At 50.1% G+C, this 20,761-nt stretch carries 19 protein-coding genes and 1 riboswitch; of the genes, 12 read left to right on the top strand and 7 right to left on the bottom strand.

All coding sequences use genetic code 11. From position 1 onward, the window contains the following. Positions 1-189: 189 nt before the first annotated feature. Entirely contained in the window at positions 190-2,907 is a 2,718-nt protein-coding gene (locus tag SBI19_RS12445) for a transglutaminase-like domain-containing protein (protein ID WP_317968535.1), read from the top strand. A 123-nt stretch (positions 2,908-3,030) separates the two neighbouring features. Here SBI19_RS12445 and SBI19_RS12440 read toward each other — a convergent pair whose 3' ends face one another. The 4 genes from SBI19_RS12440 to SBI19_RS12425 form a co-directional block, all read right to left on the bottom strand. Continuing rightward, positions 3,031-4,197 carry a Ger(x)C family spore germination protein gene (locus SBI19_RS12440; protein WP_317968533.1) on the bottom strand — a complete coding sequence of 389 codons (1,167 nt, stop codon included), beginning with the start codon at positions 4,195-4,197 and terminating at the stop codon, positions 3,031-3,033. Continuing rightward, the gene (locus SBI19_RS12435; protein ID WP_317968531.1) at positions 4,197-5,855 is read right to left on the bottom strand and encodes a spore germination protein; all 1,659 of its coding nucleotides are present in this window, start codon (positions 5,853-5,855) and stop codon (positions 4,197-4,199) included. Before SBI19_RS12435 ends, SBI19_RS12440 begins: the two co-directional genes overlap by 1 nt. Next, the gene (locus SBI19_RS12430) at positions 5,855-6,946 is read right to left on the bottom strand and encodes an endospore germination permease (protein WP_317968529.1); all 1,092 of its coding nucleotides are present in this window, start codon (positions 6,944-6,946) and stop codon (positions 5,855-5,857) included. Before SBI19_RS12430 ends, SBI19_RS12435 begins: the two co-directional genes overlap by 1 nt. 169 nt (positions 6,947-7,115) lie before the next feature. Then, the gene (locus SBI19_RS12425; RefSeq protein ID WP_317968527.1) at positions 7,116-7,928 is read right to left on the bottom strand and encodes a (2Fe-2S)-binding protein; all 813 of its coding nucleotides are present in this window, start codon (positions 7,926-7,928) and stop codon (positions 7,116-7,118) included. A 309-nt stretch (positions 7,929-8,237) separates the two neighbouring features. Here SBI19_RS12425 and guaA point away from each other — a divergent pair, with 309 nt between their 5' ends. Together guaA and SBI19_RS12415 are read left to right on the top strand one after the other, a co-directional pair. Next, positions 8,238-9,776 (top strand): glutamine-hydrolyzing GMP synthase, encoded by a 1,539-nt coding sequence (gene guaA, locus SBI19_RS12420; protein WP_317968526.1) that lies wholly within the window; start codon positions 8,238-8,240, stop codon positions 9,774-9,776. Positions 9,777-10,107: 331 nt separating this feature from the next. Continuing rightward, on the top strand, positions 10,108-10,578 hold the full coding sequence (locus tag SBI19_RS12415; protein ID WP_317968524.1) for a hypothetical protein: 471 nt from the start codon (positions 10,108-10,110) through the stop codon (positions 10,576-10,578). Positions 10,579-10,765: 187 nt separating this feature from the next. On the opposite strand, the gene SBI19_RS12410 is transcribed toward SBI19_RS12415, so the two are convergent. Next, complete coding sequence (locus SBI19_RS12410) at positions 10,766-11,551, bottom strand: hypothetical protein (RefSeq protein WP_317968522.1); 786 nt, start codon at positions 11,549-11,551, stop codon at positions 10,766-10,768. 437 nt (positions 11,552-11,988) lie between these two features. Between SBI19_RS12410 and SBI19_RS12405 the strand changes: the two genes are divergently transcribed. From SBI19_RS12405 to SBI19_RS29565, 4 genes are all read left to right on the top strand, one after another. Beyond that, positions 11,989-12,516, top strand: a complete 528-nt coding sequence (locus SBI19_RS12405; protein ID WP_317968520.1) for a GNAT family N-acetyltransferase — start codon at positions 11,989-11,991, stop codon at positions 12,514-12,516. A gap of 703 nt (positions 12,517-13,219) precedes the next feature. After that, complete coding sequence (locus SBI19_RS12400; protein ID WP_317968518.1) at positions 13,220-13,480, top strand: helix-turn-helix domain-containing protein; 261 nt, start codon at positions 13,220-13,222, stop codon at positions 13,478-13,480. Positions 13,481-13,590: 110 nt separating this feature from the next. Further along, positions 13,591-14,151 (top strand): IS3 family transposase, encoded by a 561-nt coding sequence (locus SBI19_RS12395; protein ID WP_317968700.1) that lies wholly within the window; start codon positions 13,591-13,593, stop codon positions 14,149-14,151. Positions 14,152-14,207: 56 nt separating this feature from the next. Continuing rightward, on the top strand, positions 14,208-14,387 hold the full coding sequence (locus SBI19_RS29565; protein ID WP_350340447.1) for an IS3 family transposase: 180 nt from the start codon (positions 14,208-14,210) through the stop codon (positions 14,385-14,387). Between the two features lie 33 nt (positions 14,388-14,420). On the opposite strand, the gene SBI19_RS12390 is transcribed toward SBI19_RS29565, so the two are convergent. After that, complete coding sequence (locus tag SBI19_RS12390) at positions 14,421-14,861, bottom strand: OsmC family protein (RefSeq protein ID WP_317968516.1); 441 nt, start codon at positions 14,859-14,861, stop codon at positions 14,421-14,423. A 326-nt stretch (positions 14,862-15,187) separates the two neighbouring features. Here SBI19_RS12390 and SBI19_RS12385 point away from each other — a divergent pair, with 326 nt between their 5' ends. The 3 genes from SBI19_RS12385 to SBI19_RS12375 all read left to right on the top strand — a co-directional run bounded on the left by SBI19_RS12385 (position 15,188) and on the right by SBI19_RS12375 (position 18,786). After that, on the top strand, positions 15,188-16,225 hold the full coding sequence (locus tag SBI19_RS12385; RefSeq protein ID WP_317968514.1) for a PLP-dependent cysteine synthase family protein: 1,038 nt from the start codon (positions 15,188-15,190) through the stop codon (positions 16,223-16,225). A gap of 111 nt (positions 16,226-16,336) precedes the next feature. Beyond that, on the top strand, positions 16,337-16,930 hold the full coding sequence (locus tag SBI19_RS12380; RefSeq protein ID WP_317968512.1) for a YdeI/OmpD-associated family protein: 594 nt from the start codon (positions 16,337-16,339) through the stop codon (positions 16,928-16,930). Between the two features lie 225 nt (positions 16,931-17,155). After that, positions 17,156-17,256: riboswitch (purine riboswitch) on the top strand. Positions 17,257-17,391: 135 nt separating this feature from the next. Beyond that, on the top strand, positions 17,392-18,786 hold the full coding sequence (locus tag SBI19_RS12375) for an NCS2 family permease (protein ID WP_317968510.1): 1,395 nt from the start codon (positions 17,392-17,394) through the stop codon (positions 18,784-18,786). Positions 18,787-18,866: 80 nt separating this feature from the next. Here SBI19_RS12375 and SBI19_RS12370 read toward each other — a convergent pair whose 3' ends face one another. Continuing rightward, positions 18,867-19,214: a YuzC family spore coat inner layer protein gene (locus tag SBI19_RS12370; RefSeq protein WP_317968508.1), complete on the bottom strand. Its 348-nt coding sequence runs from the start codon at positions 19,212-19,214 to the stop codon at positions 18,867-18,869. A 253-nt stretch (positions 19,215-19,467) separates the two neighbouring features. Here SBI19_RS12370 and SBI19_RS12365 point away from each other — a divergent pair, with 253 nt between their 5' ends. Both SBI19_RS12365 and SBI19_RS12360 read left to right on the top strand, forming a co-directional pair. Further along, positions 19,468-20,145, top strand: coding sequence for a carboxymuconolactone decarboxylase family protein (locus SBI19_RS12365; RefSeq protein ID WP_317968506.1), 678 nt, complete (start codon positions 19,468-19,470; stop codon positions 20,143-20,145). An 82-nt stretch (positions 20,146-20,227) separates the two neighbouring features. Further along, a complete protein-coding gene (locus tag SBI19_RS12360; RefSeq protein ID WP_317968504.1) occupies positions 20,228-20,656 on the top strand; it encodes a MarR family winged helix-turn-helix transcriptional regulator in 429 nt (142 codons plus the stop codon). The last annotated feature ends 105 nt before the right edge of the window (positions 20,657-20,761 follow it).

Raw genomic sequence — 20,761 nt, 5'->3', positions numbered from 1 at the left:
CTGCTTATGCGGCAGCGAACGGCTGTCGCATTGAGGTGCATGTGTTGACATCGAAACGGCTGCCATCGGCTGCGATGAGAGCGCGACAGCGCGATTGGGAGAATGCAGGCATTCGCGTCGTGTGGGTTCCGATGCCGGACAGCAGCGATATAACGCAGCAGACTGCAATAGCGGAAGGCGGTGAGTCGAATGAGCGGGCAAGCCAATAAGAACGTGCAGGATATTCACCGCAAGGAGCGCGGCTTATATGAGGCGGTTCCTTTTGTCCATCGGCTGTGGACGAGTCTTCTGTTGTATGGCTTGCTGCTGGAATGGATCTGGCCGTGGACCCGCCCGACCGGCAATATGAAGGTGGATGCCGCGCCGCTGCTTGTTGCGGTGTTGTGTTTTGCAGCGGGAGAGATGTTTCGCTGGCGCGCAGCCGTCGCCTTCTTCTGGAATATTCTCGTTATTGGGTGGACGCTGTGGCAGCTATATGGAGAGGGCCAGGCTCCGCTGGCTTGGCTGATGGATTTTCCGTCAAGAATGGCGGATGAAGTGATGCACCTGACAGAAGGCGGTCTGTGGCTCATGTCCGGCGAGGTGCGGGCGCTTGTACTGTTGCTCGGCTGGGCGCTGCTCGTGCCTGCGCTGCAGCTTATTATTTGGGCCAGACAGCTGTCGCACGGAATCGGACTGGCAACGGTGCTCTACTTGCTGTTGCTGCATGAATGGCTGGGTATGGATACGCAGTGGGGTGTTGCGAGAGCATCGCTGGAGTGGCTGTTATTAGCGGCATCCGTTACGCTGGCGCGCGTGCACCGGGTTTATGGCTTGGGGGCGGAGAGCGGCACGAGGGCAGGGCGAATGGCTGGCTGGCAGAGCCGCTGGACGGGCGGGACGCTCGTTGTGAGTACGCTGATTGCCGCCGCCGCTCTGATAGGCGCCTATCAGAAGCCTTGGTCTACCGAACCAGCTAATTGGACAGCGGAATGGTCGGACCGATGGGAAGGCGCGATCGACCGGCTGTCGGATCGCTATTCGGCGCAGACGGCGAACGCGCGAGGAAATGGCGAAGCGACGACGGGTTACGGATTTGATGACACCCGGCTGGGCGAATCGCTCAAATCGGTTAATCAGGTCATGTTCACCGTGGAGACGGATCAGCCGATGTATTGGCGCGGCACATCCAAATCCATCTATACGGGCCGCGGGTGGACGGACAACGGGACGGAATGGTCGAGCAGACTGGTGGCCGAACCAGGCACTTCGATTGGCGCGGTGAAGGAAACGTTCCATATGGCGGAACCGGAAGCGGGGCTGCCGCTTTTTGCAGGGGGAACGGATGCGATTGTAACTCAGCTCGTGTCGGAGTCGCCGTCGCGTCAGCAGCTTCGTTATTGGGAGGATGAGGCTGCGGGAACGCTGTTCGCGCCGGGTACAAGCGTGAAGGTGGCCTCGTACACGGTGGAGGCGCAGGCGCCGCTGACCGAGGAGCAGCTGCAGCAGCGTCTGAATGCGATGCAGGGGCCGACGGAAGACGATCCAGAGGATGTTGCGAAAGCGTACACGCAGCTGCCGGCGAGCTTGCCATCCCGCGTTACGGAGATGGCGGCGCAGGTTATTGCCGACGGGCAGGACAGCTGGGGCGGGATGACTCGATATGCGAAGGTGAAAGCGCTGGAGTCGTACTTGAAGACGCATTACACGTACTCGCTTAATGAAACGGATCAGCCGCCGGTTGGATCTGATTTTGTCGATGATTTTCTGTTCGAGCAGCAGCGCGGGTATTGCGTTCATTTCTCGACGGCTATGGTTGTCATGCTGCGAACGCAGGGAATTCCGGCGCGTTGGGTGAAAGGTTTTGCCCCTGGGGAGCTTGCGGAGTCCGCAGGAGGCACGGATCTGCCGGAGACGGTGGCCGCAGGCCGTACGAACGGCGGCTTGACGCTGGCGAGCGTAGGATTGGGAGCAGGTAATAAGTTGTCCCGCAATGATGAAGATGCGAAGCTGGCAGGCGCCATTATCGCAGGCATGGCGGGGGAAGCTGCAGGTACGGTGGGCAGCGCCAATGCTGCTGAAGCTGGTGCTGCGACGACAGTGAATTCGTCTGTAGATGAGACGGGTAGAACAGCAACGTATGTGGTGCGCGATTCGGACGCGCATGCATGGGTTGAGGTGTATTTCCCTGGCGTGGGCTGGGTACCGTTCGACCCAACCCCGGGCTTCAGCGGCGCGTCGGCGGCACAACCGTCCGCAGCCGCCTCGCACGGCAGCGCATCGGGCAGTTTCACTCTGCCCGATGCAGCTGCCCCAGGCACAAGCGCCGCGCAAGACGGCGGCGCCGGTGCCTGGCTGTCGGCGGCCGCTTCGCGGACCGCCGACGCGCTCGCGCGAGCGGGCGAAGCCCTCGCGCACGCGGTGCGGCACGCCGCCGGCCGTGCCGCAGCCGGCGGCGAAGCCGCTTGGACGGCGGCATGGCCGCCGTCGGCGCCGCTGGCCGCGGCGCTCGGCGCAGCCGCGCTCGCGGTCTGCGCGCTGGCGGCGCATGGCGCCGCCCGGCTGCGCCGGCGCGGCATAGCCGCACCGCTGCGCGGCTATGCCCGCGCAGCAGGCGCTGACGCGCCAAACGCGCTCGCGATGCGGGCGAGATATCTCGCCGCATCGGATGCGCTATGGCGGCGCGTCGAGCGCCGGTTCGGCGCTCGCGCGCCGGCGCAGAGCGCGCGAGCGTACAGCGCGCAGCTGCCGCTCATGAGCGGCGAAGCGGCCGCGATGGAGCGGTTCCTGCGCTGGGACGAAGCCGCGCGCTTCGGCGAGGCCGCCTCATTCCGCGGACCAAGCGTCCATGAGCTCGCGGACGTTGTCCGCCAACTGCAGCGCGGCACCTCTCACGCACGCCGCAGCAAGGCGGCAGTAACGCCGTAGCTGCATCTGAATAGGCAAGCGGAAATGAAAGAAGCTGAGCCATAGACACCTCAGGTGCATTGGCGACAGCTTCTTTCATTTTTCATCCGTATAAATCGGCAAGCGCGCAGCCCGATTCGACCGTTACACTCGTCCTTTATATTTGCCGGTGTTTCGAATGGACACCTTCACTGTTATTTTTCTAAGCGAGTCCTCCGACAATTGGTAGGGCTCTGGTCGGTGCTGGTTATGCCAAACTTTCGGGTGATTGCGGTAGAGCGTTTCCTCCAAATTGAATACGTCGCAATGGGCCGCCAGCCCTTTGCGATAGGTTTCCTGAACTTCACGTATAACGGCATCTTGGGTGAGCTTCTCTAATGTCCGTGTCGGCATATCTTTGATCAGCTCAAACAGCTTTCCCTGGATGCGAACATCGATATCGTATCGGACCTTGTTGCCGCTGTCGACGACCGGTCGAATGCGATATTTCGGCTTTAACAAAGCTAGTGTGGCGACAATCTCGTCTTTGTTCGGGACTTGAATAATCGCCTGCTTCAGATCCTTCTGAATCCACCTCGAACCCTTCAGATCTTCGGAAGACAGCCAGCCGGATAGAACATTGTCGTTGAAGAAATAGGCGCCGGATATGCTGAGAAGCGGCACGCCCTTCGCGTCCTCCGTCCATATTTCTCTCGTAACCGTCAAGGATGGCAGCATCGTGGGCTGTCCAGGCTCGTTTATCCGGGCAATCACTTGATGGCCATACACGGGCTGAATAAATGAGCGCTGCGAATAGGTCTGTTCCGGCGTATACATGATCGTATCAAGGGGAGAAAGATTCAACAGCGATTTCTTAGTGAACACATTCTCCAGCTTTTCGTTCGTTCCGTAGACGAGCAGCCGATAGCGGATTTCCCGATAACGGTTCAGCGCATTGAACGTTTCGACGATTCCCTTGCGCATCAGATTTTCCGTGAAGACAAGCGCCTTGACATGTCCCCAGAACATGCGAAGCTGGGATGTCGCCATCATGGCGTCAAGCGAATCCACAACCGTCGTTCCTTCCCCTTTGCCGATCCAGATTGGCACAGGTTTGCCGATTGTGTTTGTTTCGGTTCGGGCTATGTTCGAGAAGTTCAGCACTTGAACATAGGTGATATAATGGTTGTCCTTGTAATCGATCCCGATAGCCGTGACATAGGCGAGATTCTGAATATCCCTCGAATTCCAGCAGCCCGTAAGCAGTAGGGTGCACAACAGCGATAACGCGGCTGCGGAAATTCGGTATAACGTCTTGCCCCGAAGCGCCATCAGGAGGCAGTCTCCGGCTGATGATCGGGGTCGGTCGGCTCTAGCGAGCTCGGACGCTTCGCGATATATCTCCATGGCACCCTAAGGAATGCGGCAAGCAGCTCCTTGAAGCGAAGCGGCGAGTACGGCGTCATGAACGGCACGCCGAACGAATGCAATCGCGACGTATAGGCAGCGAACAGAACGATGCCTAGAATGACGCCATACATGCCTAGAATGCCGCCCAGCACGAAAATGAACAGCCGAATGATGCTGACGGTGGTGCTAAGCGTCTGATTGACCAGCGTGGCGCCTGACACAGCCGTTACAGCGCCGACGACGACGACGGAAGGAGACACGAGGCCGGCGCGGATGGCGGCATCGCCGATGATGAGTCCTCCTACGACGGTGAGCGTCTGTCCGATCGGGTTCGGCAGCCGTACGCCCGCCTCTCGGAAAATTTCGAGCAGCAGCAGAAGAATGAAAAACTCCATCTGCGGCGAGAGCGGTAGTCCGAGCCGCGATACGGAGATCGTGGCCATCATCCGGAACGGGATTTGATCCTGGTGGAACGCCATGAGCGCAACCCAAATCCCAGGCAGGAGAAGCGTGATCAACAGGCTAATCAGTCGGATTGATCGAGTGAACGAGACATAGAAGAAATTGAAATGGATGTCCTCCGGCGATTTCAACAGGAGCGTAAGCGTGCTTGGCCCGATGAGGACCATCGGATTGCCATCGAGAAGCAGGACGAAACGGCCGGCTAACAGACTGCTTAATGCATAATCCGGCCGCCCGGTGTAGTCCATAAGCGGCAGTACGGAAAATTTGTAATCCGAAATCATTTCCTCGAGTTGCCCCACGCTATACAGTCCATCGATATCGATCTGCTGCAGCCTCTTGCGGACCTCTTTCAATACCGCCGGATTCAGAAGGTCGTCAAAATAGAGCAAACCCACCCGCGTCTTTGTCCGCGTGCCCAAAATGAAGGTTTCGTAGCAGAGCGAATCGCTTTTTACTCGTTTCCGGATGAGCGCGACATTCGTTGTAATTTCCTCGACGAAGCCGTCGCGAGGACCTTTAATGGATATCTCGGTATTCGATTCCGACGGGACGCGCTTCGGCGGGTCGGCCAGATCGAGCGCGAACAGCATATGAATCGCCGGGATCAGCACGAGAAGGCTGCCGCGAAAGACCGTTTCTACAACTTCCTCAGGCGTAGCGGATCGTTGAATCAGGCTCATTGGCAGATCGCCGGTCCATAGGGTTTTCTTGGTCGATTCGCTTAATATGCCTTCATGGTACATATCGACAAGCCCTGGCAGGACGATCTTGCCGATCATCGAGCTGTCGCTCAATCCTTCGGCCATCAACAGCAATACTCGCGAATTCGCTTGCTCGTCCAGCTGATAGGATTGGAAGTTTACGTCGCTGAATCGCTTGAATATTTCCTGCAGCCGCTCCTCTGTCCAAGGCTCGTTGCTTGCCTTGTTCGATTTGCGGGAGCTGCCGCCATTGCGGGCGTTATTGGCATTGTCGGGATTAGCGTTGTTTGGGGCGTTGCTGGCGCTGCTGCTATCGTTGCCATTGTTGCTGCCTTTATTGCTCGAGCTCATGTTGGCCGTATTGCCTCCGCTCGAAGAGCTGACGTTGCCGCTGCTTCCGCTTGAGTTTGCCATTATTGCACCTCCTTTGAAGGCTTCGAGGCCATTGAGATCAGCATCCACATCGCTGATGCGACGAACAGAACGACGAACGATACCGGGAAGTAGTAACGATACAGGAACAAATAGTAGGTGTATTCGTTAATGGGAATGACCGCAAGGATGATGTAACTTAACGAGATCAGCCCGATTGCCATCATTTTGGTTATTCGCCTTGTGATCGGCAGCATGTCGACGATAAGAAAGATAGCGAGGCTCATCCTGGTGACGGCGCCGGCCTGCCACTGGTAGATCGAGAAGAAATCGACGTGCTCGAAGTAGTCGCCGAGCTTGACGAGACGCCATTGCTCATAGGGCGAGGCCATTTGCTTCGCCGCTTCATTCGGCCCGAATTCCGTAATAGCCCCGATGATCGGTCCAGCCGAGATATAGACCATGATCATGGCTAGGGTGACGATATGCCAAGGTTTTATTTTGGTACGGATGTGATGCTGCAAATTCATTAGAAAGGCGAACTCGATATATCCTCCGCCGGCGTAAATCATCCCTTTCCATACCCTGCCCCAGCCGTGCTCAAGATAAGGTTTCAACAGAGCGAAATCCTTCTCCGGCATGTTGGAGATGCTGACGAAATAACCCAACACCACGACGATCGGCAGCAGAATGCCTGACGTTATCGCAATGACGCGAATGCCCCATAAGGCGCATACCGCGCTGGTGACGGTGAGCAGGATGCTGAGGGCAAGTGGCGGCGTACCTGGCAAATAGTTGGAGATCGTCCAAGTTGTCGTGTATGAGACCGTCATTCCGCCGATCATGTATAGGCAGACTAGAGCCGGCAGAACGAAAAGCCATGCAATGACCGGATGCGTGCGGGCCGAAAGCCATGGGATGAGCTTCTGCTGTCCGGAACGACGCATGGCGACGGCCAATAGGATGCACCATGGGATGAGGAATGCGCCGGATAAAAGGACTGTAATCCACGCATCGCGTCCCGACGCATCGAGCAGCAGCGGGTTGACGATGACATGACTGACTAGTCCGTTCGCTAGCATGAAGATCATGGCTGCTTGAAGAAACGTTATTTTGCGTTGAACAATAGCCATTTCGCATCACCTGCGCCGTCTTCGTTAGAGTGTGGTACACCATGCTTATTATGGATATAAACGCCAATCCTATGCGTCCGCAGCTGTAGAACAGTAGGTTGTATCAAATAAAAAAGCCCTGCCCGGCGTAAGCCAGGCAAGGCTTTAAGTGCTATGACACGATATAAAATTAAGATTTCTTCGCTGCTAGCTCCTTGATCATTTGCTGCTTGCGTACCTCCCGGTCCTTCGGCTTCAGACGCGGGCATGTATAGCAGTACTCGCCGTCTTCCGTACGATAGTACATGCAGCAGGTCGGCTTCATGCGATAAGGAACATCCGGGTTGAGCGGATTGTCGACATAGCGGTACGTATGATGGTAAGGATTGCGCTTCGTGCCGAACGCATCGGGAGGCATTTCATCCGTCGTGTAATGGAAGTCAGCCTCGAGCCGCTGCTTGCGGATCGGGTCCTTCTCTTGTGCGATGAGCGACTCGTACGTGTATGTAATCCGAGGGAACGAGCCCCACATTTGCAGCTTTGGCGTCTTGGTCAGTTGGTGAAGAAGCTCGATAAGCGGGCGGATCGTATGCGCATACAACCTTGCGAACAATTCATTGCGCTGCTGCTCGCGATTGTTTAGATCGATTGGAATGGCAACCGCTTCGTTTACGCAGAAACGAACGGTGTAGTACGAGTAATTGCCCTCAATATAGATAAGTTCAGCTGTAAAATGCTCAGGCGCAAAATCGATAGCGTGATCGCAGCATGCGACCATATAATGAAGCGCAGAGCTGAATAGAATTAGGTTGCTCGTCAAATACATAGCGCCAACGGCAGGCTCCAAGCCTTTAATGACGGGGTTATATTCATCTAAGAAGCGCTGCATATGCTCGGCTTCATACAAATCAATTAGCTTGAATGTTGCAACTGGAGATGGATGCGGCTCGAACGTCAAGCCAAAATGGGATTCCATCAGTTGACGCTGTTCGGGAGAGAACACGATGCCTCAGCACCTTTCTGTTCAAATGATGTCTATAGGTGTATGAGAATACTTATCATTACTATCTTTAAAATGATAAGTGTTCTCATTCTCAATGTCAATGAGAGGTGTTGGTGCAGCATAGGGCTGGATTGGGGATCATAGCTGACGGGCGCTGTCCTTGACTGCCGCGAACGTGGTTTTATATAATGACTACAATCATGATGGAGAGCTTGTACCCATCGAAGGAAAAGCACTGCCCCAGCATCGATCTCAACAGCTTAGGCGTTGATATATATTTTTGCTGCTGCACACTATTAGGAGGGTCTCATGAACAAACCGAACGAAATCATCGTCGTCCTCGACTTCGGGGGACAGTACAACCAGCTGATCGCACGCCGTATCCGCGACTTGGGCGTATACAGCGAACTGCTGCCGTACAACACGTCGGCTGAGAAGCTGCGCGCGATTAATCCGAAGGGTATCGTCTTCTCTGGCGGTCCTGCGAGCGTATATGAAGAGAATTCACCGCTTGTTGATCCTGAGGTGTACAACCTGGGTGTTCCAATCTTCGGCATTTGCTACGGCATGCAGATGATGTCGCACCAATTGGAAGGTAAAGTTCAACGCGCTGGCAAGCGTGAGTATGGTAAAGCAGAAGTTGATTTCGTATCTGACTTCGCACTGACGAGCGGCCTCGACGCGAAGCAAACGGTATGGATGAGCCACAGCGACCTCGTTGTTGAGCCGCCAACTGGCTTTACTGTAACGGGCAGCACGGAGCATGCGCCAATCGCAGCAATGAGCAATGCGTCGCGCAACTTCCATGCGGTACAATTCCACCCAGAGGTTCGTCACTCTGTATACGGCAACGAAATGATCCGCAACTTCCTGTTTAATGTTTGCGGCTGCGAAGGCACATGGAGCATGGAAACATTCATCGAGGACACGGTTCGCGACATCCGCGAGCAAGTCGGCGACAAGAAAGTGCTGTGCGGACTGTCCGGCGGCGTAGATTCCTCGGTAGTTGCAATGCTGATCCACAAAGCAATCGGCAACCAGCTGACGTGTATGTTCATCGACCACGGTATGCTTCGTAAGAACGAGGCTGAGGAAGTAATGGAGACTTTCGTCGGCAAGTTCGATATGAAAGTGGTTAAGATCGATGCAAGCGAGCGTTTCCTTGGCAAGCTGAAGGGTGTAACGGATCCAGAGCAAAAGCGTAAAATCATCGGCAACGAATTCATCTACGTATTCGACGAAGAGTCTGCTAAACTGGGCGATTTCGATTTCCTCGCACAAGGCACGCTCTACACCGATATCGTAGAGAGCGGTACGGCTACGGCGCAGACGATCAAGTCGCACCACAACGTAGGTGGTCTGCCTGAAGATATGAAATTCCAGCTCGTTGAGCCGCTGAAGGCGCTGTTCAAAGACGAGGTTCGTAAAGTTGGCGCGGAATGCGGCCTGCCAGACGTAATCGTACAGCGTCAGCCATTCCCAGGTCCGGGTCTTGCGATCCGTGTACTTGGCGAAGTAACGGAGGACAAGCTGCACATCGTACGCGAATCCGATGCGATTCTGCGCGACGAGATCGCGAAGGCTGGCCTTGATCGTGAGATCTGGCAGTACTTCACGGCGCTGCCAGGCATGAAGAGCGTAGGCGTTATGGGCGATGCTCGTACGTACTCGTACACGATCGGCATCCGCGCTGTAACGTCGATCGACGGCATGACGGCAGACTGGGCGCGCATCCCTTGGGACGTTCTCGAGAAAATCTCCGTACGTATCGTCAACGAAGTGGACAACGTTAACCGTATCGTCTACGACGTAACGTCGAAGCCACCGGCAACGATCGAGTGGGAATAGGCTGGAGAAATTCAATGTCGGTAAACGCTTGGAATTCTTGATGTATAAGGGTTTCGAGCGTTGGAGGCATTGGGATTAAGCGTATACCTGCAACAATAGAATGCAAAAGATACTCTCTTTTATTTGCGTTGTAAAGCAAATAGAAGGGAGTATTGTTTGTTAAACCAAGAAATTTAGGGCAGAGTAGAGAGGTGTGTCGACCATTGGGTGGAATTCATTCCGTAATGCCTACGGATTTAGCATAATAATGGGAGGGGATTGAAACATAATTTGCTCAAAGATCGTATAATATACATATCACATGTATGTGGAAAGGGTGGTAATAGTGTTAATGAACAAAAAGTTCGCTTCACTCTTAGTTGGACTCTTAGTTGTTCTATGTCTAGGGATTTCCATTACGAATGCTCAAAGCCCCGATACTTCTATTGAAGAAAAGACAAGTCTTTCTGTAAACGAATTTCGTCAAGCCCCCCTCGAATCTGCGAAATATATATTTAATGATTATTTTACTGAGATTATGAAAACAGGTGATCGTGATGGAGAGCCTCTTCTAGGTTTTACAATCAATAATATTGATATATCCTCACCTGATCGTATAAAGGCCTCCGTGATACTAGACTATGGTAATGATTTTGGCCCGTTGCCTGCCATAGAGTATTCGATTGTTCAAGTCTTAGATCGTTATCAAGTACAGAAACAGATCTGTTCAGTCGATATGGATGTCAGATCCCCAAACTATAAGACGGTTAAGTGTACCCCTGATTTTGTTGTGGATAAGCATTCTATCACTGCAAAATTCTGAGTGTAAGTGTTATCTCCAAAAGTCTGACAAAATTAATCAACTCAAGAGCAAATAAATAGGACTTCGGCATCCACAGTTAGGTGGAAACGAAGTCCTATTTTTTAACCACAATAAATTTCATTTTATGCGGGGCACGTTATATCACATTGTAGGATTTCTAGCTAATCCGTTTTATTCGAAGAATATATTACTCATATGCATTTCCTGCAACCAAGGCTTTGGAGTAATTGGTGTTTTCTACAAATACGCAGCGGTTATTTCCTACAGTCACGTTAGTTAAATATCTGTTGAACCAAGTACCATTTTGTGGCACATTGCCAGTAACCAGTGAGGATGTAGCCAAATCTGTGTACACTCCACCAGCATTTTTTACGGCTATTCCATATCGTAAAGAAAGAGACTCTGTTCCAGATGATTTCTCTTGCCAACCGTTAATTGTAATATTTGTTTTCGTATTTGAAAAAGTATGGCCAAAATATGTAGTTGTCGAGCTATTCAGGCCTCCCGAATTAGCAAGAATCTCATCAGCATAGAAAGATCCACTAATTACTGCATAAGTAATAATATCTCCACCTTTGGAAATTTTAGCATTTCCTACTCTTACCTTTTTGTAATTAGGAGACAGGGGATTAAGATCGATCTGAACAATTGTTTCCTTAACTTTGTAGCTTCCATTTTCTTTTACAATAAAGTATGGCACAGGTGGTAATGCTTCCGAACCTTCATATACTAGCTCTACAGAAATTTGGACATTGTTCGCATCACTAGTATCTTGCGCTACGATATTGTAAGCTTTCAGAGGATTCCCATCATGCCCATCAGCACTATCAATAATAAGTTTACGGAAGTGTTCATTAGCAACTTTGATAGCATCTTTTGTACTATTATCAGGTGCAGCAGCATATGCCCCCCCAATTAACATAAATGTAGCTAAAATTACTGATGAAACAAGCGACAACATCATTTTTTTCATTTTAATATTCTCCTGTCTTTGGTTTATTATTGGGCTCAAGATCCACCTTGAAAAACCTTCTACAACCCCCTTAACACCATTATATGGATAATTTGAGATAAAAACACTTTTGAAGTATATAGCATACAGTAAGATTTATCAATATCTATTTACCTAAATTGTTACAAAATTTCGGGATTCTTTCATCACGAACTGGATTCCACAATGTTTTTCTCAAATGATTTCTGAGCCATATTGTTTTGGACTTCCAAGTTTCTTAGCTCTCTTTTGTAAACACTGCTGCAATTCTTTCTGGTGTATGTGAGAAGAAGGAATTTCTTCATACCGTTGAAGTAAACGGAATAGAATTGCAAATAAAGCCCACTTGATTAGGTGAAGGAATGAGAACGATGTAGTCCTAGTTAATCGTAGTGCCCCACGTGCAAGATCGCCGCCGCATGCTGGATGATACTTCTATTACGATTCGCCGTATGATAAATGAAGATATCGATCTCGTATTCCATGCACTTCACGACCAAGACGTCAGCAAGCCGCGGGATTACATCCAGCGCTGCTGGGATGAGAATACGACAGGGAAACGGATTACCCTTGTTGCCTTGCATAATGACAGCTTCGCTGGATGGCTGCATTTGCTGTCCGAATCGAATTATCCGTATTTCATGGAACAGGGAATTCCTGAGATCAACAATTTCGATGTCATGCCTTCGCTCCGAAGACAAGGAATCGGCAGCGCGTTAATGGATACTATTGAGCAGATTGCGTTCGAGCGTTACGACGTCATTGGCATTGGCGTTGGTCTCTATCCGTACTATGGGAACGCGCAGCGGCTCTATGTGAAGCGGGGGTATGTCCCAGACGAGAGAGGCATCTTTTATGACAACGTTCAAGTTGTGCCTGGCTCGCTGGTACGGGCTGACGATGACTTAGTCCTGTTTCTAACGAAAGATAAACAAGTCGACTTATAATTTTCCCTTATAAAACAAGCTCCCTTCCACCTGCGATATTCTGCGGTTGGAGGGGAGTTTTAATGTCAAAGCCACCAACAACGATCGAGTAGACCGTTAAACGAATAGACTTAAAGAAATTCTTCTCATGTCTCTTTCATGATATATTTTTCAAATAAATTAGATGGATTTACTCGGAACTAAGTCGGAGAAAGTATTGACCAAGGAATACCCAAATAGAAGAGCAATAAGAAAATGTCCATTGTACTCATATAATCCATTTAACTTCAGAAAAGAAGAATCGGTGTAAAACGTAAGGATCGGATACGCGGTAAAGATAAAACTTATGATTAGAATTATGAGCCGAGATTTATTTAATGAAAAGGTTCTGGGTATACCTTTATACAAAGAGAAATAGATACCAATAATTATAGAACTTAGCGTCCACGACCAAATATTATATGCTCCGTTTAATGTTGATCGAGATTTGTTATAGAAGTGATGGAGAGGGGCTACAACCTTAGAATCATTACGACCATTGAACTAAGTTAAATTAAAGCCGGTTGCACCCTTAAGTGGTTGAAGTGCACCCCTTATAGTGGACATTGGAAAAACACCCTGGTGTTTATGCCGATGTAATACTATAGGGGGTGTTTTTCGTATGGCGAAAAAGGAACGGAAGTACAAAACATATAGCTTCGAAACAAAGAAAAGAGCAATTGAAATGAGACTGCAAGGAATGACGAAGGAGAAGGTTGCAGAAACGCTAGAGATCGTTGATGTCGATCGGTTGAAAGTGTGGATGCGTCGGTACAAGCAAATGGGTGAATTCGGATTAATGGATACTCGCGGGAAGAGAAAGGAATACGTGGATCAGGACCGCTATGTCAAAAGGCTTGAGTTGGAGAATGCTGTTCTAAAAAAGTGGTTGGCCATTACGAAGGCGGAGGTGTACCAGAGAAGCATCGGCTCGTCGAAGAGCTGAGAGACCATTTTACCAATACAGAGCTTTGCAAAGAAGTCGGGATCTCCAGAAGCGGATTCTACGCCTATCTCAAAAGAAAGGCTATAGATAAGGATCAGCCCTTTAGATAGATCATTCGTGCCACGTATGATCGTTATGATGGTAAATATGGTTATCGTCAAATACAGCTGTTCGTACATCAAGATCATGAGGTGTGGATGAACCATAAGAAAGTGCAGAGACTTATGCAGGAAATGAATCTGCGCGCTAAAATACGTCGAAAATTTCATCATCATTGGGGATGGAATTATGGTGACCGGGTGGCTAGAAATATACTAAATCGCAATTTCGAAACGACTGCGCCGAAGCATAAATGGGTAACGGATATCACGCAATATCGAGTAGAAGACTGTTGGCTGTACCTCTCTGCCATTAAAGACTTATGCGGCAACAAAATTGTAGCCTATAACATGAGCTTGCGAAACGATAAAGAGCTTGTGCTAGAAACGTTCACTAAGGCGTTTGAAATAGAGAAAGACGTGACTGGACTGATCGTTCACAGCGACCAGGGAACCCAATACACGTCCTTCGATTACCACGACATGCTGCCAAAGGTTGGCGCCCAAATCAGCATGTCTCGTCGAGGCAATTGTTATGACAATGTCTCATGGAGAGCTTCTTCTCACATTTGAAGACAGAAGGTCTCTACCCTTATGATATCCGATCGATTGAGGAAGCATAAAGACGAATTGAGGAATATATCCACGTTTACAATCATCGTCGTCCTCAAAGAAGATTAAACAAGCTGACTCCGGTACAGTACCAAGCCAGCTTTCAAAATAAGGGGTTTTTCTTACTGTCCACAAATAAGGGTTTTGACCAGGTGAGAACCGGCTTTTTTTATAGCCCAAATTCCTTAGCGTTGTAAATCTGCGTTTTGCTGACGGTACCCCTTATAGTGTCAGTGATATTCCGGTCTCTTCACAATTAACTCGGACTGAATAAGCTGGACTGCACTCGATAAGGTTGCGCCGACTGGGCAATGATTCTCAACGAATTCGATAAATGCTTTGACTTTCTCCTCAGGGGAATTGGATTCAATCCGAATACTGAATTTGATCGCAGGGAACAGCGACTTGCCGTCTTGTTCGTTTTTAACGCTTTCGGCTTCTAATTCCACCGCCAAGTTCTGAATATCAATATCGAATCGCTTTGCATTCAGTTGAGCGACCAGCAACTGGCAGGCGCCTAGCGAACCAATAAGCAGTTCACCTGGAGCTAAGCCTCTATCTGTCCCTCCGAGCTCCGCTCGCACATCCGAAATCACTTTATGCCCTCTCGACTCAATTTCTACATAACCGTCTTCATTCCATGATGTCGTTACTTTTACGGATTTAGCCATCAGTCGTACATCCCCTCTAAAATACAATAATAACTACATTGATTTAAGCATTGTTTTCTTATAGGAATTATTAAGTTTATTGTTGTGTTCATTTTATCTCGGCTCACAATTTTTGACCAATAGAAGTTCTCAATACATGCTTCACAACTTCTATTCATCTTTCATGCTCGGATAGATAATTTATATGGAAGCCCAGAAAGTTTCTATTCCTGATGGTATTGCTCATTAAAATCATGTAATGATTAGCTTCAAGACAGCTAATTACATATTATTCCTATTGGCACAATTGGGTTGTCTCACTTCATCTATCAAGGGAGGAACAAGGCATGACACCAATTACGAAAAACAACATTAATAAGTCCATCACGCAATTAATCGGCAAGACCCCCTTGTTAGAGCTGGTGAATTATAACAAGAAGCATGAACTAGAGGCAGAAATCGTTGCAAAGCTTGAATATTTTAATCCAGCCAACAGCGTGAAGGATCGTATTGCTGCTGCCATGATCGAGGATGCAGAGAAGAAAGGGATCTTAAAGCCGGGCGACACCATTGTAGAGACGACAAGCGGCAATACGGGAATCGGGCTTGCAGCAATAGCAGCCGCAAAAGGCTATAAGCTTAAGCTCGTTATTCAAGATAATGTAAGCGAAGAACGTAAGAAAGCCGCTCGAGCGTACGGGGCGGAGATTTCCAACATGTCAGAGATTCCTGGTGTGGAAGAAGCGATTGAACGAACAGAGGGGGATTTCGTCGCTGTCATCAAAGAAGTCATTGCACCTTATTTTGAAGAGCATGTAGAAAATGCTGTATTCTTGAATCAAGTGGACAATGACGCAAATCCTTCTATTCATAAAGCAACGACGGGACCCGAAATATGGTTGGATACGAATGGCGAAGTAGACATTATAGTCGCAGCAGTGGGAACAGGCGGAACGATCAGTGGGGTAGGCGCTTATTTGAAGTCCAGAAATCCTAATATTCAGGTTGTAGGAGTAGAACCGGGACATGCTTCCATCGCTACTGCGGAGAATCCGGAAATAGCCGAGATAACGGGCGTTCACCGATTCTCTGATCAGGAGGAGGCTCGGGTGCCGGCCAATGTACACACCGATATTATCGATGAGGTGCTTGAAGTCGAAACCGAGCAAGCTTATGAAGCTGCGCGTGAAGTTGCCAGAACGGATGGCATTCTTGTAGGGACTTCGTCTGGCAGTGCCATATGGGCAGCAACGAAGCTGGCAAGACGTCCCGAGAATAAAGGGAAGCGGATTGTTGTCATTTTGCCTGATACGGGCTTAAGCTATTTGTCGACGGATCTATTCGAGGATAGAAAAGAAGATGAATCGTCTGACGCAGCTGAATAAAGAGCGTGTTTAGTAACAGTCGGTGTTAATCCTAGTTTGACTCCTCTGCCTAATGGCTCATAATAGATACTAGAATAGATCATTAATGACCAAGAAGAGAGGATTAACGGGATGGCGACTGCCAAGACGAACCCTAAGGTTGATGCTTTCATAGAGCGAGAAGGCAAGTGGAAGGAAGAATTCAAACGGCTGCGAGCGATCTCCCTGAACTGCCAACTGACCGAAGAGTTGAAGTGGGGCTGTCCGTGCTATACGTCGCAGGGCAAGAACATCGTCCTTATTCATGGATTCAAAGAATACTGCGCAGTATTGTTTCATAAAGGTGCTCTGCTGAGCGATCCTGATAAAGTGCTTATTCAGCAGACGGAGAATGTGCAGTCGGCGCGCCAGATCCGGTTCACGACTGTACAAGACGTCGAGAAGCTGGAATCGATCGTGCAGGCCTATATTTACGAAGCGATCGAGGCGGAAAGATCCGGTTTGACCGTTGAGTTTAAGGCGCCTACGGAGTTTGCGATGGCGGAGGAATTTCAAGCGAAGCTCGATGAGGTCGCTGGCTTGAAGGATGCTTTCGAGGCGTTGACGCCGGGTCGGCAGCGAGCATACTTGCTGCATTTCTCGGACCCTAAGACGTCCAAGACGCGCGCCGCTCGGGTCGAGAAATACATCCCTAAGATCCTGGAAGGCAAAGGATTATATGACTGATCGATATAAAAGCCCCGCAAGCCGATTATGGCCTGCAGGGCTTCTTCTGGCTTTACAAACATACACCATAATCACCCAAATGAGCTACGAAATGTATCCTGTATGAGGCTTTAGAACGATGTTTTTCCATCAATTACCGAAGGTTGAAAACCCTTTCAAGATTTAATGTTCGTAAATTATCGTTGACATAACGTGTGCTCGTCCTTAAAATGAAGACTGATTATCACAACAAACAAAATATCTTTTCGTATAATCTCAAGAATTGGCTTGAGAGTCTCTACAAGATCACCGTAAATGATCTGGCTACGAAAAAAATGGGAAGAGCAGCGCGTGCGCCGGTCCAGCGTGCGTGTATGTTTTTCCTGTTTTTGAGGAACCTAGGAGAAGTGCGATGATTATCTGCATTTTCCTAGGTTCTTTTGTTTGTTCCAACACATTTTTTAAGGAGGATTTTTCGAAAAATGGAACGTTTCTTTCGACTAAAGGAACACGGAACAAATGTGCGGACAGAAATTATGGCGGGCTTGACGACTTTCATGACTATGGCGTATATTCTAGCGCTCAACCCGAACATCTTGTCTGCGACGGGGCTGGACTGGACAAGCGTATTCCTCGCGACGGCGCTTGCAGGCGGTATCTTCACAGTCGCTATGGGCTTGTTCGTTAACTTCCCAGTTGCACTTGCACCGGGCATGGGTCTGAACGCATATTTTGCAACGACGGTATTGACTTCCAATGGTAAAATTTCACCGGAAATCGCTTTGACGGCCGTCTTCATTTCCGGTTTGATCTTCATCGTGCTGACGGTAACGAAGGTTCGTCAAATGCTTATTACCGCAGTGCCGGAAAGTTTGAAACATGCAATTACTGCCGGCATCGGTCTGTTCATTACGATTATCGGTCTGAAAAACAGCGGCCTGCTGACGGTTGCCGTTGAGAACACGGTAACGGAAGTGCCGAAGGGCATCTTCACGGACGTGCTTGGCTTTGAAACGGTCATTCACATGGGCAGCCTGGAGAACAACGGCGTTGTTCTGACGATTATCGGTATTTTCCTCATTGCGATTCTGATGGTTATGCGCGTGCCGGGCGCGATCCTGTTCGGCATTATCGGTACGACGATCATTGCAATTCTGATGGGCGAAGTGAATGTGAACGACACGCTGTCGGGCGCTACTTGGGCACCTGACTTCGGTCAACTGAACTTCTGGGACTTTGACTTCGACGGCGTAATGGAAGCTGGCTTGATCTCGGTCGTTCTGACGTTCACGTTCGTTGAATTGTTCGATACGTTCGGAACGCTCGTCGGCACGGCTAGCCGTGCAGGACTGATGAAGAACGAAGAAGAAGGCAAGAAACGCATCGGTAAAGCGATGTTCGTTGACGCTGTTGCAGTAAGCGGCGGCGCAATTCTCGGTACGAGCACGACAACGGCGTACGTTGAAAGCTCGGCAGGCGTAGCGCAAGGCGGCCGTACGGGTCTGACATCGGTTACGACAGGTATCTGCTTCCTGCTTGCGTTGTTCCTGGCACCGCTTGTGTCGCTCGTTCCTGGTTCGGCTACGGCAGCAGCGCTCGTTATCGTCGGCGTACTGATGATGTCTTCCGTTAAGCACATTGACTTCACTGACATGGTGTACGCGATTCCTTCGTTCTTGACGCTGGCGCTTATGCCGTTCACGTACAACATTGCGAACGGTATCTCGTTCGGTATCGTATCGTATGTACTGCTTGCAGCATTCGCTAATATTACGAAGAAGGGCGACCAGAACGGCGGCTACAAAATCCACGCGCTTATGTGGATTCTGGCTATTCTCGTTGTACTCCGTTACGTCTATATTGGCAGCCAAGGCTAAACCTTACGGCTATACGGATTGAAACACCCCTGCGCGGACCGGCGCAGGGGTGTTTTGCGTTTATAGGCAGATTGGGAGGATCAGTTCCCCCAGCGCAATGTCATGGACAGATTGCAGCAGCTGTCATTCACATTCGTTGGTTCAACGGTGATGACGATGCCGCTTGGCGTATATTTGGCATGGATGCGCGAGGCGCCGGCTGCAGCTTTGATCATGCGATCCACTTCTTGTTGATGACCGGCTTGCGCCGCTGTCATGAGCGGAAGCGCGAAGGAGCGTTCCGTCATTCGGCTAATAACTCGCGAGGCATCCTGCAGCATCGGTTGGAACGATTGAGCGGAATGTTCGAGTCTCGCCGGATCCACAGCAGGAAGTTCGCGCGTCGTGGCGGCAAGCATCGGTCGGCGAGGGGCATATCGGGCGGTCATGAGATGAATCGGCCTCCTGCACAGCGATTCGAATAGATGCTCCATACATATGCGTTTGATGTGGGCGATGTGACGTGAGCCTGCAAAATGAGTTGGAATAGTTAGATATAGAACGAAATATAGTTAACTATCTAACGATATGAAGTGGGAATGGATTTGATGGACGTTGTTAATTTAGTTCTGCAGATGGATATCAGTTCCAGTTTTAGTTAGATATCATAATAATGATTCAATATATGGAGGGGATTACCAGATGAATGGATCATTGTATAAGCGTTCTAATTTGGCTCGTATCGCGGAACTGCAGAAACTTGTGCCGGAAGGGGCGAAGTCCTACTTCAAGCTTGAGCACCTGGCATTCGAACCCAAGCTGCTTAGCACGAAGGAGAAAGAATTGATAGCAGCCGCGGTGGCTCATGTGACAGGTTGTCCATATTGCATTGATGTTCATGCCGGCAAGCTTAAGAAGCAGCAAGGATCCATGAGCGAGCTCGCAGAGGCGATCCTCGTCGCCAGCGCCGTTCATGCAGAGAGCGTGCTGTACCATGGGGTCAACGCAGTGCTAACGATGAGCGGAGAGCAGACGGATTCCTTATACAGCGCATCGAATATGGATCGGTTTGACGAGTTCCGCGCACTGGCGCCGGCTTCATTCACAGCGTATGATCGTTTCGCCGACGCCGTATTCGCAGAGCAAGGGGCAGTGGATGCCAGATTAAAGGGATTGATTGCTGTCACCGCCGCTCATGTGATTGGCTGTGCGTACAGCATTGCCCGTTATGTGAAGCATTATTGCGAGCTAGGCGGTACTCGTGAAGAGATAGCGGAGGCGCTGCTCGTAGCAGGAGTCGTTAATGCAGGTCTCGTTCTGTCGCATGGCGTTAATGCGCTTGAAGCCTTCGATGCGGCGGAGGCGGAGGCGACGAGATAGGTTGACCGCCTGCACTCTTCCAGTGGTTTCCTTTCTATTGTAGGATGAGGGTAATCACTTTGTTGAAATGAGTTGAGATCATATGGATCAGTTGTTGGTGTCGAAGCTCGGCTATTGGCTGAAACGAAACTATCGGAATATGTGCAACTACTTGGACCAGCGATTGGAGCCGCTTGGCATTACGAATTCACAGCTCGGTGTACTTATGATGCTGTGGGAGCAGGAAGGCGTTACGCAGAAGCAGGTCGTTCAAGTGCTGGGCATTCAGCCGGCGTCGACGACGTTTCTGCTCAAGGGGCTGGAGGAGAAGGGGCTTATTCGGAGAGAACAAGATAAGCAGGATACACGGGCGAACCGAATTTATTTGATGCCGGAAGGGCAGGCACTGCGTGAGCCGGCACTTGCTATCGTTGACGAAGGTGAGCGTAAAGTAAGAGAGCCGCTGTCCGATGAGGAAGCGGCGCTGATGGTCGTGTGGATGAAACGGATTGCGGAACGGTTCGAGCATTAGATAGGTGATCGAAGGGGGAGGAGACGCACAACGTCTCCTCCCTCAGATTGTAGAGAAACCCACGTTTTTTTTCAAAACGCTGGGTTTCTCTTTGTGTTTAATCGT

The sequence above is a fragment of the Paenibacillus sp. CCS19 genome, from assembly GCF_033239625.1.
Classification (GTDB): Bacteria; Bacillota; Bacilli; order Paenibacillales; family Paenibacillaceae; genus Paenibacillus_T.
Note: the sequence above shows the minus strand (reverse complement) of the source record. Positions and strands in the feature narration are given on the sequence as shown.

What these genes read in the sequence shown, in the direction of transcription:
- SBI19_RS12430 (WP_317968529.1), bottom strand. Translation starts at nt 6,946, where the DNA reads ATGGCTATTGTTCAACGCAAAATAACGTTTCTTCAAGCAGCCATGATC.
- SBI19_RS12385 (WP_317968514.1), top strand. Translation starts at nt 15,188, where the DNA reads ATGACACCAATTACGAAAAACAACATTAATAAGTCCATCACGCAATTA.
- SBI19_RS12390 (WP_317968516.1), bottom strand. Translation starts at nt 14,861, where the DNA reads ATGGCTAAATCCGTAAAAGTAACGACATCATGGAATGAAGACGGTTAT.
- SBI19_RS12410 (WP_317968522.1), bottom strand. Translation starts at nt 11,551, where the DNA reads ATGAAAAAAATGATGTTGTCGCTTGTTTCATCAGTAATTTTAGCTACA.
- SBI19_RS12380 (WP_317968512.1), top strand. Translation starts at nt 16,337, where the DNA reads ATGGCGACTGCCAAGACGAACCCTAAGGTTGATGCTTTCATAGAGCGA.
- SBI19_RS12435 (WP_317968531.1), bottom strand. Translation starts at nt 5,855, where the DNA reads ATGGCAAACTCAAGCGGAAGCAGCGGCAACGTCAGCTCTTCGAGCGGA.
- SBI19_RS12445 (WP_317968535.1), top strand. Translation starts at nt 190, where the DNA reads ATGAGCGGGCAAGCCAATAAGAACGTGCAGGATATTCACCGCAAGGAG.
- SBI19_RS12360 (WP_317968504.1), top strand. Translation starts at nt 20,228, where the DNA reads ATGGATCAGTTGTTGGTGTCGAAGCTCGGCTATTGGCTGAAACGAAAC.
- SBI19_RS12370 (WP_317968508.1), bottom strand. Translation starts at nt 19,214, where the DNA reads ATGACCGCCCGATATGCCCCTCGCCGACCGATGCTTGCCGCCACGACG.
- SBI19_RS12375 (WP_317968510.1), top strand. Translation starts at nt 17,392, where the DNA reads ATGGAACGTTTCTTTCGACTAAAGGAACACGGAACAAATGTGCGGACA.
- guaA (WP_317968526.1), top strand. Translation starts at nt 8,238, where the DNA reads ATGAACAAACCGAACGAAATCATCGTCGTCCTCGACTTCGGGGGACAG.
- SBI19_RS12365 (WP_317968506.1), top strand. Translation starts at nt 19,468, where the DNA reads ATGAATGGATCATTGTATAAGCGTTCTAATTTGGCTCGTATCGCGGAA.
- SBI19_RS12400 (WP_317968518.1), top strand. Translation starts at nt 13,220, where the DNA reads ATGAGACTGCAAGGAATGACGAAGGAGAAGGTTGCAGAAACGCTAGAG.
- SBI19_RS12405 (WP_317968520.1), top strand. Translation starts at nt 11,989, where the DNA reads ATGCTGGATGATACTTCTATTACGATTCGCCGTATGATAAATGAAGAT.
- SBI19_RS12415 (WP_317968524.1), top strand. Translation starts at nt 10,108, where the DNA reads ATGAACAAAAAGTTCGCTTCACTCTTAGTTGGACTCTTAGTTGTTCTA.
- SBI19_RS12440 (WP_317968533.1), bottom strand. Translation starts at nt 4,197, where the DNA reads ATGGCGCTTCGGGGCAAGACGTTATACCGAATTTCCGCAGCCGCGTTA.